The following is a 15,333-nucleotide window of genomic DNA, read 5'->3' on the forward strand; positions in this document are numbered from 1 at the left end:
GATCAGCCGATCTGCCGCTTGGCAAGCTTGCGCGCCAGGGTGCGCCGATGCATGCCCATCCGCCGCGCGGCTTCCGAGATGTTGAAATCGCAATCGCGCAGCGTCGACTGGATCGTCTCCCATTCCTGGGTGCGCAGGCTGGTGCGGCGTGCGGTGACCTCGACCGACGGATCGCCCGCCTCGCGGGCGAAGGCGGCCTCGATCTCGGACGTCGTGGCGGGCTTGGCCAGGTAATGGGCCGCGCCCAGCTTGATGGCCTCGACCGCGGTGGCGATGCTGGCGAACCCGGTCAGCACGACGATGCGGGGCGCGGGGTCCATGCCGGCCAGCGCCTGCACGCATTCCAGCCCGCTGCGACCGGGCAGCTTCAGATCGACCAGCGCCAGGTCCGGGGGGCTCTGCTGCGCCAGCGCGATCCCCTCGTCGGTCGATGACGCATGGCGGACGTCATAGCCGCGGCGGGCAAAGCTTTCCGTCAGCGTCGCGGCCAGCGCGGCATCATCCTCGACGATCAGCAGGCGGCGGGTCATGCGGCGGTCTCCAATGTTGGCAGCAGCAGGGTCACCTGCGCCCCGTGCCGCAGGTTGGCAAGGCGCATCTCTCCGTTCAGGCGGCGCATGACATTGCCCGTCAGGAACAGCCCCAGCCCGCGCCCGGCGCCGTCCTTGTCGCTCTGGAACGGCTGGCCGGGGTCGGCCAGGATGGCGTCGGGAAAACCCGGTCCGTCATCCTCGATGACCAAGGCCAGCTGTTCGGCCCCCCCCGGCAACAGAGAGATGCGGATGTTGCGGCTGCCCGCCTCGGCGGCATTGTCCACCAGCTGGCGGACCGCCTGTTCCAGCATCGGATCGGCCATGATCACCGGATCGCAACGCATGTCAAAGCTGATCCGAACGGGCAGGGCCAGTCCCTCGATCGCCGCCTCAAGAAAGGCGCGCGCGCGCATCGCCTGCGCCTCGTCCAGGCGCTCCTGGCCCGATGACAGCAGCATCTCGGACACGATCTGGCGGCATCGCGACAGTTCCCGCTGCATGACGGCGATCTTGTCGTCCAGCTCGTCCCCCTGCGGCGCGCCAAGCGTCTGCCAGTCGTCCAGGGTGACGGCAAGCGTGGTCAGGGGCGTGCCCAGTTCATGCGCCGCCCCGCTGGACAGCAGCCCCAGACGGACCAGGTGATCCTCCTCCAGCATCTGCTGACGCAGGGCCTGGATCTGGGCGTCGCGGTCGCGCAGGTTCGCGGTGATGCGGGTGACGAACCAGGTCAGCAGGCTGGCGGCCAGCAGAAAGGACAGAAACATCCCCTGCAGGTGCAGGTCCAGAAAGCTGGGCCCCGCCCCGTGCCACAGATGCGGCAGCGGCAAAGGCACACCATTGCCGGTCAGCCAGAAATGCGCCGCGATCGTCGCCAGCAGGATCAGCGCCGCATGCCCCTGGGGAAGCAGCACGATCGCCAGGATGACCTGCAGGATGAACAGCGACACGAAGGGATTGGAGGCGCCGCCCGACAGGTACAGCAGGATCGTCAGGCTGGCCACGTCCATCAGCAGTTCGGCTGTCACGGTCAGGTCGGTGATCGGGTGCCCCCGGCGCAGCCGCCAGGCGGAGAACAGGTTCAGGAAGATCAGGAACCCGACCACCGGCAGCATCTGCCCCCATGGCAGCGTCGTCACGTCCAGCAGGACGACCGTCCCCCAGATCGCCAGCAGCTGTCCCGCGACCGCGATCCAGCGCATGCGGTTCAGCTGCGCCAGATTGCGCCGGGCGGCGTTCTGCGCGATGTTCGTGGGGGATTGCGTCTTCATCGGTCCTTCCGGGCAGTTCGGGGCGGATGCCGGTTATTCCCGCGGCGCTGCCTGGGGTCCGACGGGCCATCCCGCCTTCTACGACAGAACAGGGGTCGCCGAAAGCGCGCCGGTGTCGCGCCCTGGTCGGGCAAGGATCGGTCGTCGGGCGGCGTTCCGCGTGATCGTCGGCGGTGCAGGCGGCGTCCTTGACGGGGTCGTGACGACTGCGATCCGGCCCGGATATCACCGGGTCGTTGCGATCGGCAGATTTTCATGCGGTTCGCATCGCAAGCAGGATCATCTGGCACATAACCGATTAGCACCAACGCCTTGGGCTAGGCCGGCAGCTCGTGGAAGCATGGAAAGCAGCGACCGCAGTCACCGCCACGGAGAAACGCTGCCTATGACGGCACGCCATCGCCGTGATGGTCGTGCTGGCAATGCGCGTGATCGCCCAGCACCTCGATGACCTTGCAGTCCGATATCGTCCCATGCGCGCATTGGGACAGCATTCGGCTCAGCTCCTGCTGCAGGGCTTCCAGCCGGACGATCCGGTCGCGGACCGATTGCAGCTGGCGTCGCGCGATGACATCGGCGGCGGCGCAGGGCATGTCGGGACGATCCGACAGGCTCAGCAGCTCTCGGATGCTGTCCAGCGGAAAGCCAAGGTCGCGCGCGTGGCGGATGAAGGCCAGCCGCTCCTGTTGCTTGCGACCATAGAGGCGCTGGTTCCCGGTGCTGCGTTCGGGTTCGGGCAGCAGGCCGATGCTTTCGTAATAGCGGATCGTGGGCACCTTGACCCCGGTGGCCGCGCTCAATTTTCCGATGCTGAGCATGAAACACCCCTTGAAGCTCTAGTTGCTAGAGATCCTATCTTCCTGGCCACAGGACGAAAAGAGCCATGGCAGGATGCGACATGACGGATGACACGACACATCGGCGGGAATGGACCGTCACGGGCATGGATTGCGCCGGATGCACGGCCAAGGTCGTGCGCGCGGTCGAGCGGATGCCCGGCGTCCGCGCGGCCCGGGTCGCGCTGATGGCCGAACGGCTGAGCGTCGATCTGGACCCCGGCACCACCCGATCGGACCAGATCGAGGCGGTCGTCCGGGCCTTGGGTTATGGCATCGCGCCGACGGTGGCGGTCGATGACGTGCCTGAACAGGCGGTCCGCCCCGCGACGGGTGCGGACCCGTCGTGGTACCGGACGGCCAAGGGGCGGCTGGTGGTGCTGACCGGACTGCTGCTGGCGCTGGCCTGGGTCGTGGCGCTGCTGACGCCCGCGGGCGGCGGGTATGCGGCATTCGTCGCAGCCTGCCTGATCGGGGTGGCCCCGGTGGCCTGGCGCGCCGTTGCGGCGCTGCGCATGGGCCAGCCCTTCACGATCGAAAGCCTGATGACCATCGCCGCGGGCGGCGCGCTGCTGATCGGCGCGGCCGAGGAGGCGGCGCTGGTCGTGTTCCTGTTCGCCGTGGGCGAGGTTCTGGAAGGCGTCGCCGCCGGCCGGGCCCGCCAGGGCATCCGCGCGCTGGCCGATCTGGTGCCCAAGACCGCGATGCTGGAGCAGTCGGGCGGGACACGCACTGTCCCCGCCGACAGCCTGACGATCGGGCAGGTGGTCCTGATCCGCCCCGGCGACCGCATCCCCGCGGATGGCGACATCGTCGAGGGGACCAGCGGCATCGACGAAAGCCCCGTGACCGGCGAAAGCGTTCCGCAGACCCGTAGCGTGGGCGATGCGGTCTTTGCCGGCGCGATCAACACCCAGGCCGCGTTGCGGATGCGCGTGACGCGCGAACCCCGCGACAACACCATCGCCCGCATCATCCTCCTCGTCGAAGACGCCGAAGACGCGCGCGCCCCAACCGAGCGGTTCATCGACCGCTTCTCTCGGATCTACATGCCTGCGATCATCGCGCTGTCGGCGCTGGTGATCCTGGTGCCGCCGCTGGCCTTCGGGCAGGACTGGACCACCTGGGTCTATCGCGGCTTGGCGCTGCTGCTGATCGGGTGCCCTTGCGCGCTGGTGATCTCTGTCCCCGCGTCGATCGCGTCGGCGCTGTCTGCGGGGGCGCGGCGGGGGCTGTTGATGAAGGGCGGCGCCGTGATCGAGGCGGCGGCGCGTGTGACGCATGTCGTCTTCGACAAGACTGGCACGCTGACCCGCGGACGCCCGGTCGTGACCGACCTGATCCCGGCGCCGGGCGTCGCCGAGATCGACCTGCTGTCCATTGCCGCGGGCGTCGAGGCCGGATCGGGTCACCCCCTGGCGCAGGCGATCGTTGCCCGGGCACAGGCCGCGGGCGTTCTGGTCCTCGCGTCGCGGGATGCCCGTGCCTTGCCCGGGCGTGGGGCGGTGGCCACTGTCGGCGGCGCGCCCGCCTGGGTCACATCGCCCTCTCACGCTGCGGAGGCGGGCGGCGTCGACCCCGCGGCCCTGTCACGCGTCACCGCGCTGGAGGAACAAGGCCGGACCGTCGTCGCGGTGTTTCGGACGGGACAGCCCTTGGGGCTGATTGCGATGCGCGACGAACCGCGCCCCGATGCGGCCGCCGCCATTCGCCAGCTGTCAGCGATGGGCTTGGGTGCGACGATGCTGACGGGCGACAACGCCCGCACCGCCGCCGCGATCGCGGGGGAAATCAGGTTGGATCATCGCGCGGGCATGCTGCCCGAGGACAAGCTGACCGCGATCCGCGCGATGAACCGCCAAGGCGGCGTGATGATGGTCGGCGACGGCATCAACGACGCCCCGGCGCTGAAGGAGGCCCGCGTCGGCATCGCGATGGGATCGGGGTCCGATGTCGCGCTGGAGACGGCGGACGGCGCGTTGCTGCGCGATCACGTCACCGATGCGCCGGCGATCATCCGGCTGGCGCGGGCGACGATGGGCAACATCCGCCAGAACGTTGCCTTGGCGCTTGGGCTCAAGGCGGTGTTCCTGGTCACGACGGTCATGGGCGTCACCGGGCTGTGGATCGCCATCCTGGCCGATACCGGCGCGACGGTGCTGGTCACGCTGAACGCCCTTCGCCTGCTGGCCTTCGATCCGACGCGCGAGGCCTGACGCGCTCAGCGCCTGGCCAACGCGCGGGATTCCGCACGTATGCGGATCGTCAGCACGCAGGCGTTCAGGATGGTGAAGAGGGCCGCGACCCCCCACAGGCCCAGGACCATCGGCGCCACGATGATCTCGGCGATGACGACGGCATAGTTCGGATGCGACATCCAGCGATACGGTCCGCGTGCCACCAGCGGCGCGTCCAGCACGATGATGCGCGTGGTCCAGCGCGGCCCCAGGCTGGCCAGCACCCAGACCCGCAGACCCTGCAGGACCACGAAGGCGGCCAGCCATCCGGGGTGGACCGGGTTGGACCATCCCCAGATGCAGATGGCCGCCAGCCAGGCTGCGTGCATCGCGACGATCAATGGATAGTGCCCCGCCCCATGTTCGACCGCCCCCTGCGCCAGCAGGCGGCGGGTGTTGCGCCGGGCGACAAGCAGTTCGGCCCCGCGCTGCAGCAGCAGGAAGGCGATGAAGGCCAGGGATGCGGCGTGATGCTCCATCCTACTGCACCGTGATCGGCAGGACCGACAGCGTGAAGCCCGGCCCAAGCGCCATGGCCAGCAGCGATCCGCGCGTGCCCGCGCGCAGCACCTGTTCCAGAACGAACAGGACGGTCGGGGCGGACATGTTGCCGTTCTGCGCCAGGACCCGGCGTTCGACGTCCAGCGACCCCTCCGGCAGGGACAGCGTGGTCTCCAGCGCGGTGATGACCTTGGCGCCGCCCGGGTGGCAGACGTGGCGGTCGACCGGATGATCCGGGATCAGGCCGTCCAGCGCCGTCCGCAATTCCGCCTCGGCAAAGCTGGGGATCGATCGGTCGAAGACGACGCCCAAGCCGGTTTCCTCGACCGTCCAGCCCATGATGCCCAGGGTGTCGGGCCACATGTGCTGGCGGCCCCGTCCGATCCGGGGGCGTGCATCGTCGGCCGCGTGGCCCGCGCGCAGGACGACCGCCGCGGCCCCGTCGCCGAACAGCGCGGTGGCGATGATGTCGGCCTTGGCCAGCCGGTCCAGGCGAAAGAGGACGGTGCAGGTCTCGACCGCGACCATCAGGACCACGGCGCCGGGGCGGGCGGCCGCCAGGTCGGCGGCGATGGACAGACCCGACACGCCCCCCGCGCAGCCCAGGCCAAAGACCGGCACCCGCATCGCGTCGGCGCGAAAGCCCAGGTCGCGCGCGGTCAGCGCCTCCAGCGTCGGCGTCACGATCCCGGTCGAGGATACGGTGACGATGATGTCCACCTGGTCCGCCCGCAGCCCCGCCTGGTCCAGCGCCAGCCCGGCCGCGTCGCGAAACAGCGCCGCGGCCCCTTCGGCATAGGCGCGGGTGCGGTCGACCCAGCCATGCGGCTGCCGGAACCAGTCCAGCGGCACGACGGAATGCCGCGTGTCGATGCCCGCGTTCTGGAACGCCGGGGCAAGCCGGTCGAACTGAGAGAAGCGCGATTGCAGCAAGGCGCGCGATTCCGTCACGATATCGTCCTGGCGCAGCAGGGTGGGCGGGACGGCGGTGGCGATGGACAGCAGCCGGGGTCGGTCGTCTTCGGTCCAGGGGGTCATGCGGGTCCTGTCGTCGGGGTTTCGGGCACGACCAAAGCGGACAGGCGCACCAGGGATGCAGCGGGTTCATCCATGCAACGCGCAAGGGGCGCGAAAGGTGCCCGGCCCGCGTGCATGGCGGGCCGGGGGCAGGGGCTAGCGCAGGACGTAGTCGACCTGCGATCCGTCCTCGGCCGCAAAGCGGACATGGACCAGCGTCGCGCCTGCGTACCACAGGTCGCGGTTCAGCCCGCCGCGCAGCGCGTAATGCGTGGCCGCGACCGTGCCCGAGCCGGTGGCCACGTTTTCTGTGCCTAGGTTGCTGACGCTGATCGGGTCGGTGCTGCCGTCGATGGTGTTCAGCACTGCCGATGACCGCACCATGTCGGCGTTCCACAGGCTGGCCGGGATCAGCGAGGTCGCACCGACCCGGATGTCATGCGGCGTGCCGTTGTCATCCGTGCGCGAGGTCAGGCCGGCCAGCTGGCCGCCACGCCAGGTCTCGGTGCTGGTCTGGGAAAAGCGATAGGCGGCGACGCCGATCACCGGCACCTTGACCTTGACGTCGGTGGCGATGTCCACGGTGACGTCGTTGCCCGATCCGCGGAAGGTGACGACATAGTCGCCGATGTCGCGGTCCTTGCGGATCACGTCGAAGGCCAGGCGCCCGGAGGCGGGGACGCTGGCGCCGGGGGATGCGATAGCGGCAGGCGCCAGGGCCAGCGCGGTCAGCAGCGACAGAAGGCGGGTCATGCGGGGTTTCATGTCAGATCGTTCCCATGCCGATGAACAGGTTGCGGTTGGCGTCGGCGATGGCGCGGCGGCCATGCATGACGCGGGTGTTGTCCAGGATGGCGATGTCGCCGTCCTGCCAGTTGATCTCGTGCGTGACCTCCTCGGCCAGGGCGCGGATCTCTTCGATCTCCTCCGGGGTCACCTCGGTGCCGTCGGCCATCGCATAGCGGGGCGGCTGATAGTTGTGCGACGGACCCAGGACGGCATTGGCAAAGCCGCGCGTCTCTCCACCCAGGGCCGAGGGGCGCACCGGGTCCAGCGTCAGGCGATAGGTGAGTGAGCCGTCCGGGTGCAGGGCGAAGTCCTGGTCCGGGATCGCCGCCTTGAACTGCAGGACGTGTTCCATCGTGACCTGCGCGGGGTCCGAGATCGCCGGATGTTCGTTCGCCAGATAGCGTTTCCACAGCGCCTCGGGCAGGACGCGTTCGACGGTCATGCGCTGCGACCAGCGGGCCTTTTGCGCATCGTCGAACCGGTCCCAGACCACTCGGCCGTCGCAGATGGTGGTCTGCGAGCCCTCGAAGGCGGCGGTCTGGGCGAAGAAGGTCACGATGTCGGGACAGCGGGGCGTGTTGCCGTTCTCGATATGCAGGCCGATGGGGCCCAGGCCCGCATCGACCATCTGCGTCGTGTCCGTGGTATGGCTGCGCGCCGGATCGAAGGTCACGCGGCGGCACAGCGTCGTCACCACACCGGAGAACGCCTCCATGTCGGGCTGAAAGCCGCGCAGCAGCGTCCAGCCGTCGCGGGCCAGGTCCTCGCGGATGGTGGCCAGCAGGCCCGGATCGGTCAGGCCGCCCGGATGGTCGCGGTGGCGCAGGATATTGTAGCTCATGGGGATCCTCATCACTTGGGAAGGGTGGCGGCGGCAATGACCGCCGGGTCGCGGGCCAGGCGCATCAGCGCCCGGTCGATCAGGCCGGGGCGCAGGCGTTGGAGGGCCACGAACAACCGCTCGCGCGAGGCGGGCATCTGTTCGCGCCGGCGCGCGGCGATGGCGCGCCAGGCATGGGCCGCGACGGCGTCCGGGCTGTCCAGGGTCATCGCCATCGGCCCGATCAGCGCGTCGAAGCCCTGCGCCGCATCGGTGCGCGTCGCGCGCGGCGCCAGATAGGTGACGGCGATGCCGCGCGGGGCCAACTCGCGCCGCAGCGCGTCCGACCAGCCCCGCAGCGCGAACTTGGACGCGGAATAGAGGGCGAAGTACGGAAACCCGATATCGCCGAAGACCGACCCCACGTTCACGACCTGCCCCCGGCTGGCCGTCAGCGCGCCCAGCAGGTCGCGGGTCAGCGCCATGGGCGCGGCCAGGTTCAGCGCCAGCGTGGCCGCGATCTGCGCGTCGTCGGCGGTGTCGGCGGCGCCCGAGGGCACCGTGCCCGCATTGTTGATCAGGATGTCCAGACCGGTCATGGCCACCGCCTGCGCGATGCTGGCGCGGCCGTCGGGGGTGGTGACATCCGCGGGCACGACAAGCGCGTCGCGCAGCCCCGCCGCGGTCTGCTCCAGCGGCCCTTCGCGGCGGCCGACCAGGATCACGCCATGGCCCTGGCGGTCGGCCTGGATGGCCAGCGCCCGGCCGATGCCCGACCCGGCCCCCGTGATCAGGACCCTCATGCCGCCACCCCTGCATTGGCCGCCGCGGGGCCCGGCAGCGGCACCAGCAGCGCCGCCGGACAGCGGGCGATGCGCGCGGCCACCTGCCGGTCGGCGGTGCCCGAGGCGCGGATCAGCCCGGCCTCGCGCGGGTCGGCAAAGACCAGCGTGTCGGGGCGGGCATAGTCGGGCAGGGCGGCCAGCCGCGCCGTCAGCGCCGCCATGTCGGGGCTCCCCGTGGCGGCCAGGACCAGCATCAGCCGGTCGTCCCCGGTCAGGATCAGGGCCGCCGCCGGAATGGCCGGATCGGCCAGGGCCGCGGCCTCGACCCATTCGGGGGCGATGTTGCGCCCCGAGGCGCGCAGGATCATCGCGTCGCGCCGCCCCAGCACCGTCAGCCGCCCGCCCTCCAGCCGGCCCAGATCGCCGGTCCGCCACGGCCCGCGATGGGGCGCATGGCCCAGATAGCCCGACATCACGGCGGGGCCGTCGACCACGATCTCTCCGTCCTCGATGCGCAGGTCCACGCCCTCCAGGGGCTGCATCGCCGTGCCGCCCGCAGGCGTCATGGCCACGACCGATGACGCCTCGGAGAGGCCGTAGCCCTCGGCCACGGGCAGGCCCAGGGCACGCGCCTCGGCCAGCAGCGCCGGAGAGACCGGCGCGCCGCCCACCGCGATGTAGCGCAGGCTGTCGGGCGCCTGCGCGCCCTGCCGCAGGGCCGCGACCCACAGCGTCAGCTGGCGCGGGGCCAGCACGGTGACGGTCGGGCGGCAGGCGGCGGCCGCGCGCGCCAGGGCGGTGCCGTCGCCGGTGAAGAGGCAGGCCGTGCCCTCGGCCAGGATGACCGTCTCGGCGCCGGTCAGCACGGGCACGAAGATGCCGCAGATCTGCTCCAGCAGCTGCGACAGCGGCAGGACAGACAGATAGCGGTCGCGCGGGTCGGCCGCGATCGCCGCCGCCAGCGCGCCGGTCTGGGCGGTCAGCTGGCGGTCACCCAGCACGACCCCCTTGGGCCGTCCCGTCGTCCCGGAGGTATAGATCACCCGGTCCGCTCCCCCGGCATAGGCCAGTGGCATCGACGCGTCCGATCGCGGCAGGCGGTCGATCAGCACGGCGCCGGAATCGGCCAGCAGGTGACCCACCTGCCCGGCCGAGAAGAAGCCCGGCACCGGCACCACGCGGCACCCGGCCAGGGTCGCGGCCAGATCGGCGATGACATAGTCCAGCCCGGCAAGGCGCAGGCCCACCGTGCGGGGGCCGTCGGCAAAGCCCGCGGCGGCGCGACCGACGGCCTGGGCAAGACCTGCCCAGGTGATGTGGCGTTCGCCGTCGCGAAAGGCGGTGGCACCGGGACGCTGGCGGGCATGGCGGGCGAGGGCGTCGAAGATCGGTGTCATCGGGCGGCTACCTTGCTGAGGGGGCGGGGCATGAAGCGCAGCGGTTCGGACCGTTCGGCCAGCGCGCAGACCCAGGGGTCGGTGTCGTAATAGCGGCCCCAGCAGGCCGCATCCGGCAGGCATTCGGCCCGCGCAGGTGCCAGCGCCAGCAGCGGCACGCCGGTCCGCCGCAGCATCGCGACCAGCGCGGCGGTGGCGGTGAACAGGCCCCAGCTTTTGCCCTGCAGGCGGCCCTCGGCGGCGATGGCCTCGATCAGGGGCAGGGTGGCGATGGGGCGGGGGCAGGCCATCGACACGACCTCCAGGATGTCGGCGTCGTGAACCGTACGGCCGCTGCGTTCGGACAGCAGCTGCGCCACCGGCCGGTCCAGATAGACCTGTGAAAAGAACCCCGCCGCCGCATCGCGCAGGCCCGCCGCCCCCAGCACCGCGCCCGAGGCCGACCGCGCCACCGCCAGGGGGACCGCGGGCAGGGTCATGCGGGCGTCAAAGGCGTCATGGAAATGGCCTTCGATCATCAGGGCCGCGGCCTGCCAGCCGGGGTCCAGGGGCTGCAGGATCTGCATGTGCATGGCGTGGTCGGACAGGTGGCGCAGTGCATGCATGGTGGGGCCTTTGCGTGGTTCGTGCCCCTGATCTGACGGGCAAAGCTTGCAGCAGGCTTACAGACAGGGAAGCCATCATCACGACTCCGTGATGCGTTCTTTTCCGTTGATCCGGCTCCCCCGTCCCGCCATGTCTTGGCGGAACGAAGGGAAATTGGATGCGTGTGCTGCTGATCGAAGACGAGGCCGATATCGCCGATGCGCTGGTCCGGTACTTGCGGGCGCAGGGTCATGCGGTCGATCATGCGCCGGACCTGGACACCGCGCGCGCGGCCTTGGAGGTTGCGGGCTTTGACGCGATCTTGCTGGACCTGGCGCTGCCGGACGGGTCCGGGCTGGTGCTGCTGCGCGAACAGCGCCATCGCGGCAACCGCGTGCCGGTGATCATCGCCACCGCGCGCGACCAGATCACCGAACGCATCGCCGGGCTGGATGCGGGCGCGGACGATTACGTCGTCAAACCCTATGACCTGGCCGAGATCGAGGCGCGTCTGCGCGCCAATGCCCGCCGCGCATCGGGCGATCCGGCGACGGAAAGCCGGCTTGGCGGGCTGCGGGTGGACCGCGCCGGAGCCCGCCTGTTCAAGGACGAGACCGAGATCCGCCTGACCTCGCGCGAATGGGCGCTGTTCGACGCACTGCTGTCCGCGCGGGGCAGGGTGCTGTCCAAGCAGGCGCTGGAGGATCGCCTCTATGCCTTCGACGACGCCATCGAGGGGAACGCGGTCGAAGTCTATGTCTCGCGGCTGCGGGGCAAGCTGGGGGCCGATGCGATCCAGACGCGGCGCGGCCTGGGATACCTGATCCCGTGACGCGGCCCTGGTCCCTGCGCGGCAGGCTGGTGCGCCGGGTCGTGCTGGGGGCCTGCGCCGCGTGGCTGGCGGGAGTGGCGCTGGCCGCGACGGTGATCTCTCACGAGATGTCCGAGCTGATGGATGACAGTCTGGAGGCATCGGCCCGCCTGTCGCTGTCGCTGTACCGTGGCGCGGGTCAGGTCGGGACACTGGCCCCGGGCGACAGCGCGATCCGCATCATTGACGAAGGCGTGGCGGTGACCGACGCGCCCTGGGCGCCGGTCACCGCCGATGGCGGCCAGGACCTGCCCGGCTGGCGGGTGTTCCGCCTGGCCGATCCGGCGGGCGATCTGGTCGTCGAGGTCGGCCACACAACCGCCTGGCGCCGCGACGAACTGCGCGAAAGCCTGACCTGGCTGGTGGGGCTGATGCTGCCGGTCCTGCTGGCCGCACCCTTGGCGATCCGCGGGGCGGTCGGGTCTGCGCTGCGGCCCGCGACGCGCTTCGCGGACGAATTGCGCCGGCGGTCGGCCCAGGATCTGTCCCCCGTCGCGACCCCGGACCTGCCGATCGAACTGGACCCGATCCCGCAGGCGCTGAACGGCTATCTGGACACGATCCGCGCCCGGATCGATGCGGAACGCCAGTTCGCCACCAATGCCGCGCACGAGTTGCGCACGCCCATCGCCGCCGCGTCCGGCCAGGCGCAGCTGATCGCGGCGGGGCTGGCCGACGACGCGGCGGCGGGGCGGCTGGCGGGCGCGCTGTCCCGCATGGGCCACCTGGTCGAACGCCTGCTGCAGCTGTCGCGGGCCGAGGCGGGGGCGATGGGCGCGGGCCCGTGCGACCTGATCCGCGTGGCGCGGATGGTCATCGACGACATCGGCCAGCCGGTGATGTTCGACGACGGAGAGATGACGCAGGCCCCGGTGGCCGTCGATCCGGACGCGCTGGCGCTGATCCTGCGCAACCTGCTGCGCAACGCGGTCGACCACGGGACGGGGGACCTGCGGGTGCTGATTTCTGCGGGGCCGGCGTTGACGGTCAGCAATGCGGTCGGGCCGGGCGCGGCCTTTCGCCATGCGACCTTCGACAAGGGCGCGGGGTCGCAGGGTGCCGGGCTGGGCCTGGCCATCGTGACGCGCATGGCCGCGGCTCACGGGATTGCGGTGCGCTATGCGATGACCGACACGCGCGCCCGCGTCACGCTGGATTTCGGGCCGGGGCCGGGGGCGGATGCCTGACGCCGCACCCGGCGATGCGCATCAAGCGACCTTTTGTCTTTTGCGCGGGTCGGGCATATGCTGGCCCGATGGATCAGGGACAGACAGTGCAACAGCAGGATGAGGACGATCAGGGGTCGGTGACCCCCGATCCCGCGGGCCCCATGCCCCCTACACTGAAAAGCGACACGAGGCAGACCAACTGGCGCCGCGCCAACCTGCTGAAATACAGTGCCCATCTGGCGGTGCAGCGGGCGCTGGCCTCGGGGCAGCTGCAAAAGCGGCCCTGCGAGGTCTGCGGCGCAGAGACGGTGGATGCCCATCACGACCACTATGACCAGCCGCTGGCCGTGCGCTGGCTGTGCCGCACCCATCACGTCAAGCTGCACCATTACGGCGAGGACATGTTCCCCATTGGCAACACGCCCCGGGACCAGGACTGAGGGACGGCGCCGCAGTGGGCCCGCGGCCCCGTCCGGGGCGTCCCAAAGTTCCCGGTTCCTAGGCCGCGGCCGTCACCAGGCGTCATTGGCCAGATACTTGCCCGACATCTCCCGCTTGACGCGGTCGCCTTTGGCGTTGGTCTCTCGGGTCACGGACATCTCGAGGTCGATGGCGGACATGATGCCGGTGCCGAACTTCTCCTCGATCAGCGCCTTGATGGTGGGGCCATAGACGCCCACGATCTCGTCCAGGCGATAGAGGCAGGGGGTCCGTCGGCACCGCTTGGCTCCAGATCTTGGTGGGCGGTTCGGACAACAGGTCGGCCGCATCGGCGGGCAGGTCCAGCGCGGCGACCAGCGCCTGCGCCTTGTCGGCCGGAGAGGCGTTCATGCCCATGCAGGCCGAATGCGTGAAGACCGGCGACATGCCGATGCGTTGGGCGATCCCCCCCAAGGACAGGCCCCGCGCCTTTCTGGCGGCCAGGATCAGGGCGGTCACGTCCTTGCGGGTCAGGGTGTGGGCAATCTGGTCTTTCATGGTCATCTCCTTGGGGTGAAGGGGGTTACAGGCCCAGGTCAGTCAGGCCAGGATGATCGGCAGGGCGCGGCCCTTGCGGCCAGCGGAACAGGCGGTCGGCATCGCTGATGGCGACGTCGTTGATCGAGGCGTGGCGTGCGGTCATCAGGCCGTCCGCGTCGAACTGCCAGTTCTCGTTGCCGTTGGACCGGAACCACCGGCCTTCGGCATCGTGCCATTCATAGCAGAACCGCACCGCGATGCGGTCGGTGGCGGGGCACCACAACGCCCTGATCAGGCGATAGTCCTGTTCGGCCTGCCAGTTGCGGGCCAAGAACGCCTGCACTTGGTCGCGGCTGTGCAGGAAGTCGGACCGGTTCCGCCAGACGGTGTCGGGCGTACAGGCCATCGCGACGCGGGCCGGATCGCGGCCGTTCCAAGCGTCCTCGGCCATGCGGACCTTAAGGATCGCGTCTTCGCGCGAGAAGGGCGGCACCGGGGGGCGGGTCATTCGGCGATTGCCCGCAGATGCGCCGGGACCGGTTCGGTCAGGTCGATGCGCACCGGATCGGGGTGTTGCTCCGCCCCGCCCGAGGCCTGTCCCGCCAGTTCCGCGGACCGCCTGCCCAGGAACTGCACCAGGTGGTTGCGGATCGGATAGTAGGTCGGGTGATCGACGATGTCGGTGCGCGCGCGTGGCCGAGGGATGGTGATCCGAAGCGATTCCGCCACCCGCGCAAAGGGTCCGTTCGTCATCAGCAGGATGCGGTCGGCCAGCAGGATCGCCTCGTCGATGTCATGGGTGATCATGAAGCCGGTCTGGTTGGTGCCGCCCCAGATCTTCAGCAGCTCGTCCTGGATGGTGCCGCGGGTCAGCGCGTCCAGCGCGCCGAACGGCTCGTCCAAGAGCAGCAGCTTGGGGTGGTTGGCAAAGGCGCGGGCGATGGACACGCGCTGGCGCATCCCGCCCGACAGCTGGCTGGGCTTTCGGTGGATCGCCTGCGCTCAGCCCGACCATCGACAGGTACCGGGTCGCGACCTCATCGACCTGTGCGCGCGTCCAGTGGGAATGGCGGGCGCGCACCCCGAAGCGGACATTGCCAAGCGCGGTCAGCCACGGCAGCAACGCGTAGTTCTGGAAGACCACGCCGCGGTCCAGGCTGGGGCCAGAAATCTCGGCCCCGTCCATGGTCACGACGCCGGAGGTGGTTTGCGCCAAGCCTGCCAGGATGGTCGTGATCGTCGATTTTCCGCAGCCCGAATGGCCCAGGATCACCACGAATGCGCCCCTGTCTATCCTGGCGGGGCGGTGATGACGGATGCCCAGATGCGCATCCTGGCCCGCGACACCGTGCTGAACGCCATGCGCGAGGCGGGCGGCATGGTGTCGGGCCGCGACGGCGCCGCGGCCCTGCTGGGCGTTGCGGCCACGACGCTGTATTCGCGGCTGGCCAAGTACGGCGTGCTGGAGGCCGAGTGTGCACCCCCCCGCGGTCCCGACCAGCCAAGCCAAGGGGCGACGCGGCGGTCCTGACGGCACGCGATGACCCAGGGTCCGGTGGGGCCCC

18 protein-coding genes and 2 pseudogenes are annotated in these 15,333 nt (G+C 70.3%); 5 read left to right on the forward strand and 15 right to left on the reverse strand.

The features are described from left to right. Positions 1-2 precede the first annotated feature (2 nt). From FHD67_RS01765 to FHD67_RS01775, 3 genes are all read right to left on the reverse strand, one after another. Positions 3-530: a response regulator transcription factor gene (locus tag FHD67_RS01765; protein WP_139597638.1), complete on the reverse strand. Its 528-nt coding sequence runs from the start codon at positions 528-530 to the stop codon at positions 3-5. Next, a complete protein-coding gene (locus FHD67_RS01770; protein ID WP_139597639.1) occupies positions 527-1,801 on the reverse strand; it encodes an ATP-binding protein in 1,275 nt (424 codons plus the stop codon). Before FHD67_RS01770 ends, FHD67_RS01765 begins: the two co-directional genes overlap by 4 nt. 383 nt (positions 1,802-2,184) lie before the next feature. Then, positions 2,185-2,619: a MerR family transcriptional regulator gene (locus tag FHD67_RS01775; protein WP_046000913.1), complete on the reverse strand. Its 435-nt coding sequence runs from the start codon at positions 2,617-2,619 to the stop codon at positions 2,185-2,187. An 80-nt stretch (positions 2,620-2,699) separates the two neighbouring features. Between FHD67_RS01775 and FHD67_RS01780 the strand changes: the two genes are divergently transcribed. Further along, the gene (locus tag FHD67_RS01780) at positions 2,700-4,853 is read left to right on the forward strand and encodes a heavy metal translocating P-type ATPase (RefSeq protein WP_139597640.1); all 2,154 of its coding nucleotides are present in this window, start codon (positions 2,700-2,702) and stop codon (positions 4,851-4,853) included. Between the two features lie 5 nt (positions 4,854-4,858). On the opposite strand, the gene FHD67_RS01785 is transcribed toward FHD67_RS01780, so the two are convergent. The 7 genes from FHD67_RS01785 to FHD67_RS01815 all read right to left on the reverse strand — a co-directional run bounded on the left by FHD67_RS01785 (position 4,859) and on the right by FHD67_RS01815 (position 10,788). Further along, on the reverse strand, positions 4,859-5,353 hold the full coding sequence (locus FHD67_RS01785) for an isoprenylcysteine carboxyl methyltransferase family protein (RefSeq protein WP_139597641.1): 495 nt from the start codon (positions 5,351-5,353) through the stop codon (positions 4,859-4,861). Between the two features lies 1 nt (position 5,354). Then, a complete protein-coding gene (locus FHD67_RS01790; protein ID WP_139597642.1) occupies positions 5,355-6,413 on the reverse strand; it encodes a type III polyketide synthase in 1,059 nt (352 codons plus the stop codon). A gap of 135 nt (positions 6,414-6,548) precedes the next feature. Continuing rightward, on the reverse strand, positions 6,549-7,145 hold the full coding sequence (locus FHD67_RS01795) for a DUF6134 family protein (RefSeq protein WP_139597643.1): 597 nt from the start codon (positions 7,143-7,145) through the stop codon (positions 6,549-6,551). A 13-nt stretch (positions 7,146-7,158) separates the two neighbouring features. Further along, positions 7,159-8,022: a TauD/TfdA family dioxygenase gene (locus tag FHD67_RS01800; RefSeq protein ID WP_176695022.1), complete on the reverse strand. Its 864-nt coding sequence runs from the start codon at positions 8,020-8,022 to the stop codon at positions 7,159-7,161. Between the two features lie 11 nt (positions 8,023-8,033). Next, a complete protein-coding gene (locus tag FHD67_RS01805; RefSeq protein WP_139597645.1) occupies positions 8,034-8,804 on the reverse strand; it encodes an SDR family NAD(P)-dependent oxidoreductase in 771 nt (256 codons plus the stop codon). Further along, positions 8,801-10,183, reverse strand: a complete 1,383-nt coding sequence (locus FHD67_RS01810; RefSeq protein WP_176695023.1) for an AMP-binding protein — start codon at positions 10,181-10,183, stop codon at positions 8,801-8,803. The genes FHD67_RS01805 and FHD67_RS01810 overlap by 4 nt, the downstream gene beginning before the upstream one ends. After that, a complete protein-coding gene (locus FHD67_RS01815) occupies positions 10,180-10,788 on the reverse strand; it encodes a thermostable hemolysin (protein ID WP_052715282.1) in 609 nt (202 codons plus the stop codon). Before FHD67_RS01815 ends, FHD67_RS01810 begins: the two co-directional genes overlap by 4 nt. 158 nt (positions 10,789-10,946) lie before the next feature. Between FHD67_RS01815 and FHD67_RS01820 the strand changes: the two genes are divergently transcribed. From FHD67_RS01820 to FHD67_RS01830, 3 genes are all read left to right on the forward strand, one after another. Next, positions 10,947-11,600: a response regulator transcription factor gene (locus FHD67_RS01820; protein WP_046000918.1), complete on the forward strand. Its 654-nt coding sequence runs from the start codon at positions 10,947-10,949 to the stop codon at positions 11,598-11,600. Further along, positions 11,597-12,826: a sensor histidine kinase gene (locus FHD67_RS01825; RefSeq protein WP_052715283.1), complete on the forward strand. Its 1,230-nt coding sequence runs from the start codon at positions 11,597-11,599 to the stop codon at positions 12,824-12,826. Before FHD67_RS01820 ends, FHD67_RS01825 begins: the two co-directional genes overlap by 4 nt. Before the next feature lie 86 nt (positions 12,827-12,912). Further along, positions 12,913-13,248, forward strand: coding sequence for a hypothetical protein (locus FHD67_RS01830; RefSeq protein WP_198143169.1), 336 nt, complete (start codon positions 12,913-12,915; stop codon positions 13,246-13,248). A gap of 72 nt (positions 13,249-13,320) precedes the next feature. On the opposite strand, the gene FHD67_RS20825 is transcribed toward FHD67_RS01830, so the two are convergent. From FHD67_RS20825 to FHD67_RS21035, 5 genes and pseudogenes are all read right to left on the reverse strand, one after another. After that, on the reverse strand, positions 13,321-13,488 hold the full coding sequence (locus tag FHD67_RS20825) for a cyanase (protein ID WP_245008348.1): 168 nt from the start codon (positions 13,486-13,488) through the stop codon (positions 13,321-13,323). Positions 13,489-13,618: 130 nt separating this feature from the next. Continuing rightward, a pseudogene (locus FHD67_RS21120) lies at positions 13,619-13,792 on the reverse strand (cyanase); the annotation flags it as partial. A 19-nt stretch (positions 13,793-13,811) separates the two neighbouring features. After that, on the reverse strand, positions 13,812-14,276 hold the full coding sequence (locus tag FHD67_RS01840; protein ID WP_139597647.1) for a nuclear transport factor 2 family protein: 465 nt from the start codon (positions 14,274-14,276) through the stop codon (positions 13,812-13,814). Next, positions 14,273-14,728 carry an ATP-binding cassette domain-containing protein gene (locus FHD67_RS21030; RefSeq protein ID WP_276523033.1) on the reverse strand — a complete coding sequence of 152 codons (456 nt, stop codon included), beginning with the start codon at positions 14,726-14,728 and terminating at the stop codon, positions 14,273-14,275. Before FHD67_RS21030 ends, FHD67_RS01840 begins: the two co-directional genes overlap by 4 nt. 109 nt (positions 14,729-14,837) lie before the next feature. Next, positions 14,838-15,044: pseudogene (locus FHD67_RS21035) on the reverse strand (ATP-binding cassette domain-containing protein); the annotation flags it as partial. Positions 15,045-15,077: 33 nt separating this feature from the next. Between FHD67_RS21035 and FHD67_RS20335 the strand changes: the two are divergent. Continuing rightward, positions 15,078-15,299, forward strand: coding sequence for a hypothetical protein (locus tag FHD67_RS20335; RefSeq protein WP_084693853.1), 222 nt, complete (start codon positions 15,078-15,080; stop codon positions 15,297-15,299). The last annotated feature ends 34 nt before the right edge of the window (positions 15,300-15,333 follow it).

Source organism: Paracoccus haeundaensis (assembly GCF_006239215.1).
Classification (GTDB): domain Bacteria; phylum Pseudomonadota; class Alphaproteobacteria; order Rhodobacterales; family Rhodobacteraceae; genus Paracoccus; species Paracoccus marcusii.

Coding starts and splice junctions, on each gene's coding strand:
- FHD67_RS01785 (WP_139597641.1), bottom strand. CDS start 5,353: ATGGAGCATCACGCCGCATCCCTGGCCTTCATCGCCTTCCTGCTGCTG.
- FHD67_RS01800 (WP_176695022.1), bottom strand. CDS start 8,022: ATGAGCTACAATATCCTGCGCCACCGCGACCATCCGGGCGGCCTGACC.
- FHD67_RS21030 (WP_276523033.1), bottom strand. CDS start 14,728: ATGCGCCAGCGCGTGTCCATCGCCCGCGCCTTTGCCAACCACCCCAAG.
- FHD67_RS01840 (WP_139597647.1), bottom strand. CDS start 14,276: ATGACCCGCCCCCCGGTGCCGCCCTTCTCGCGCGAAGACGCGATCCTT.
- FHD67_RS01790 (WP_139597642.1), bottom strand. CDS start 6,413: ATGACCCCCTGGACCGAAGACGACCGACCCCGGCTGCTGTCCATCGCC.
- FHD67_RS01810 (WP_176695023.1), bottom strand. CDS start 10,183: ATGACACCGATCTTCGACGCCCTCGCCCGCCATGCCCGCCAGCGTCCC.
- FHD67_RS01815 (WP_052715282.1), bottom strand. CDS start 10,788: ATGCATGCACTGCGCCACCTGTCCGACCACGCCATGCACATGCAGATC.
- FHD67_RS20335 (WP_084693853.1), top strand. CDS start 15,078: ATGACGGATGCCCAGATGCGCATCCTGGCCCGCGACACCGTGCTGAAC.
- FHD67_RS01765 (WP_139597638.1), bottom strand. CDS start 530: ATGACCCGCCGCCTGCTGATCGTCGAGGATGATGCCGCGCTGGCCGCG.
- FHD67_RS01770 (WP_139597639.1), bottom strand. CDS start 1,801: ATGAAGACGCAATCCCCCACGAACATCGCGCAGAACGCCGCCCGGCGC.
- FHD67_RS01780 (WP_139597640.1), top strand. CDS start 2,700: ATGACGGATGACACGACACATCGGCGGGAATGGACCGTCACGGGCATG.
- FHD67_RS01820 (WP_046000918.1), top strand. CDS start 10,947: ATGCGTGTGCTGCTGATCGAAGACGAGGCCGATATCGCCGATGCGCTG.
- FHD67_RS01795 (WP_139597643.1), bottom strand. CDS start 7,145: ATGACCCGCCTTCTGTCGCTGCTGACCGCGCTGGCCCTGGCGCCTGCC.
- FHD67_RS01775 (WP_046000913.1), bottom strand. CDS start 2,619: ATGCTCAGCATCGGAAAATTGAGCGCGGCCACCGGGGTCAAGGTGCCC.
- FHD67_RS01805 (WP_139597645.1), bottom strand. CDS start 8,804: ATGAGGGTCCTGATCACGGGGGCCGGGTCGGGCATCGGCCGGGCGCTG.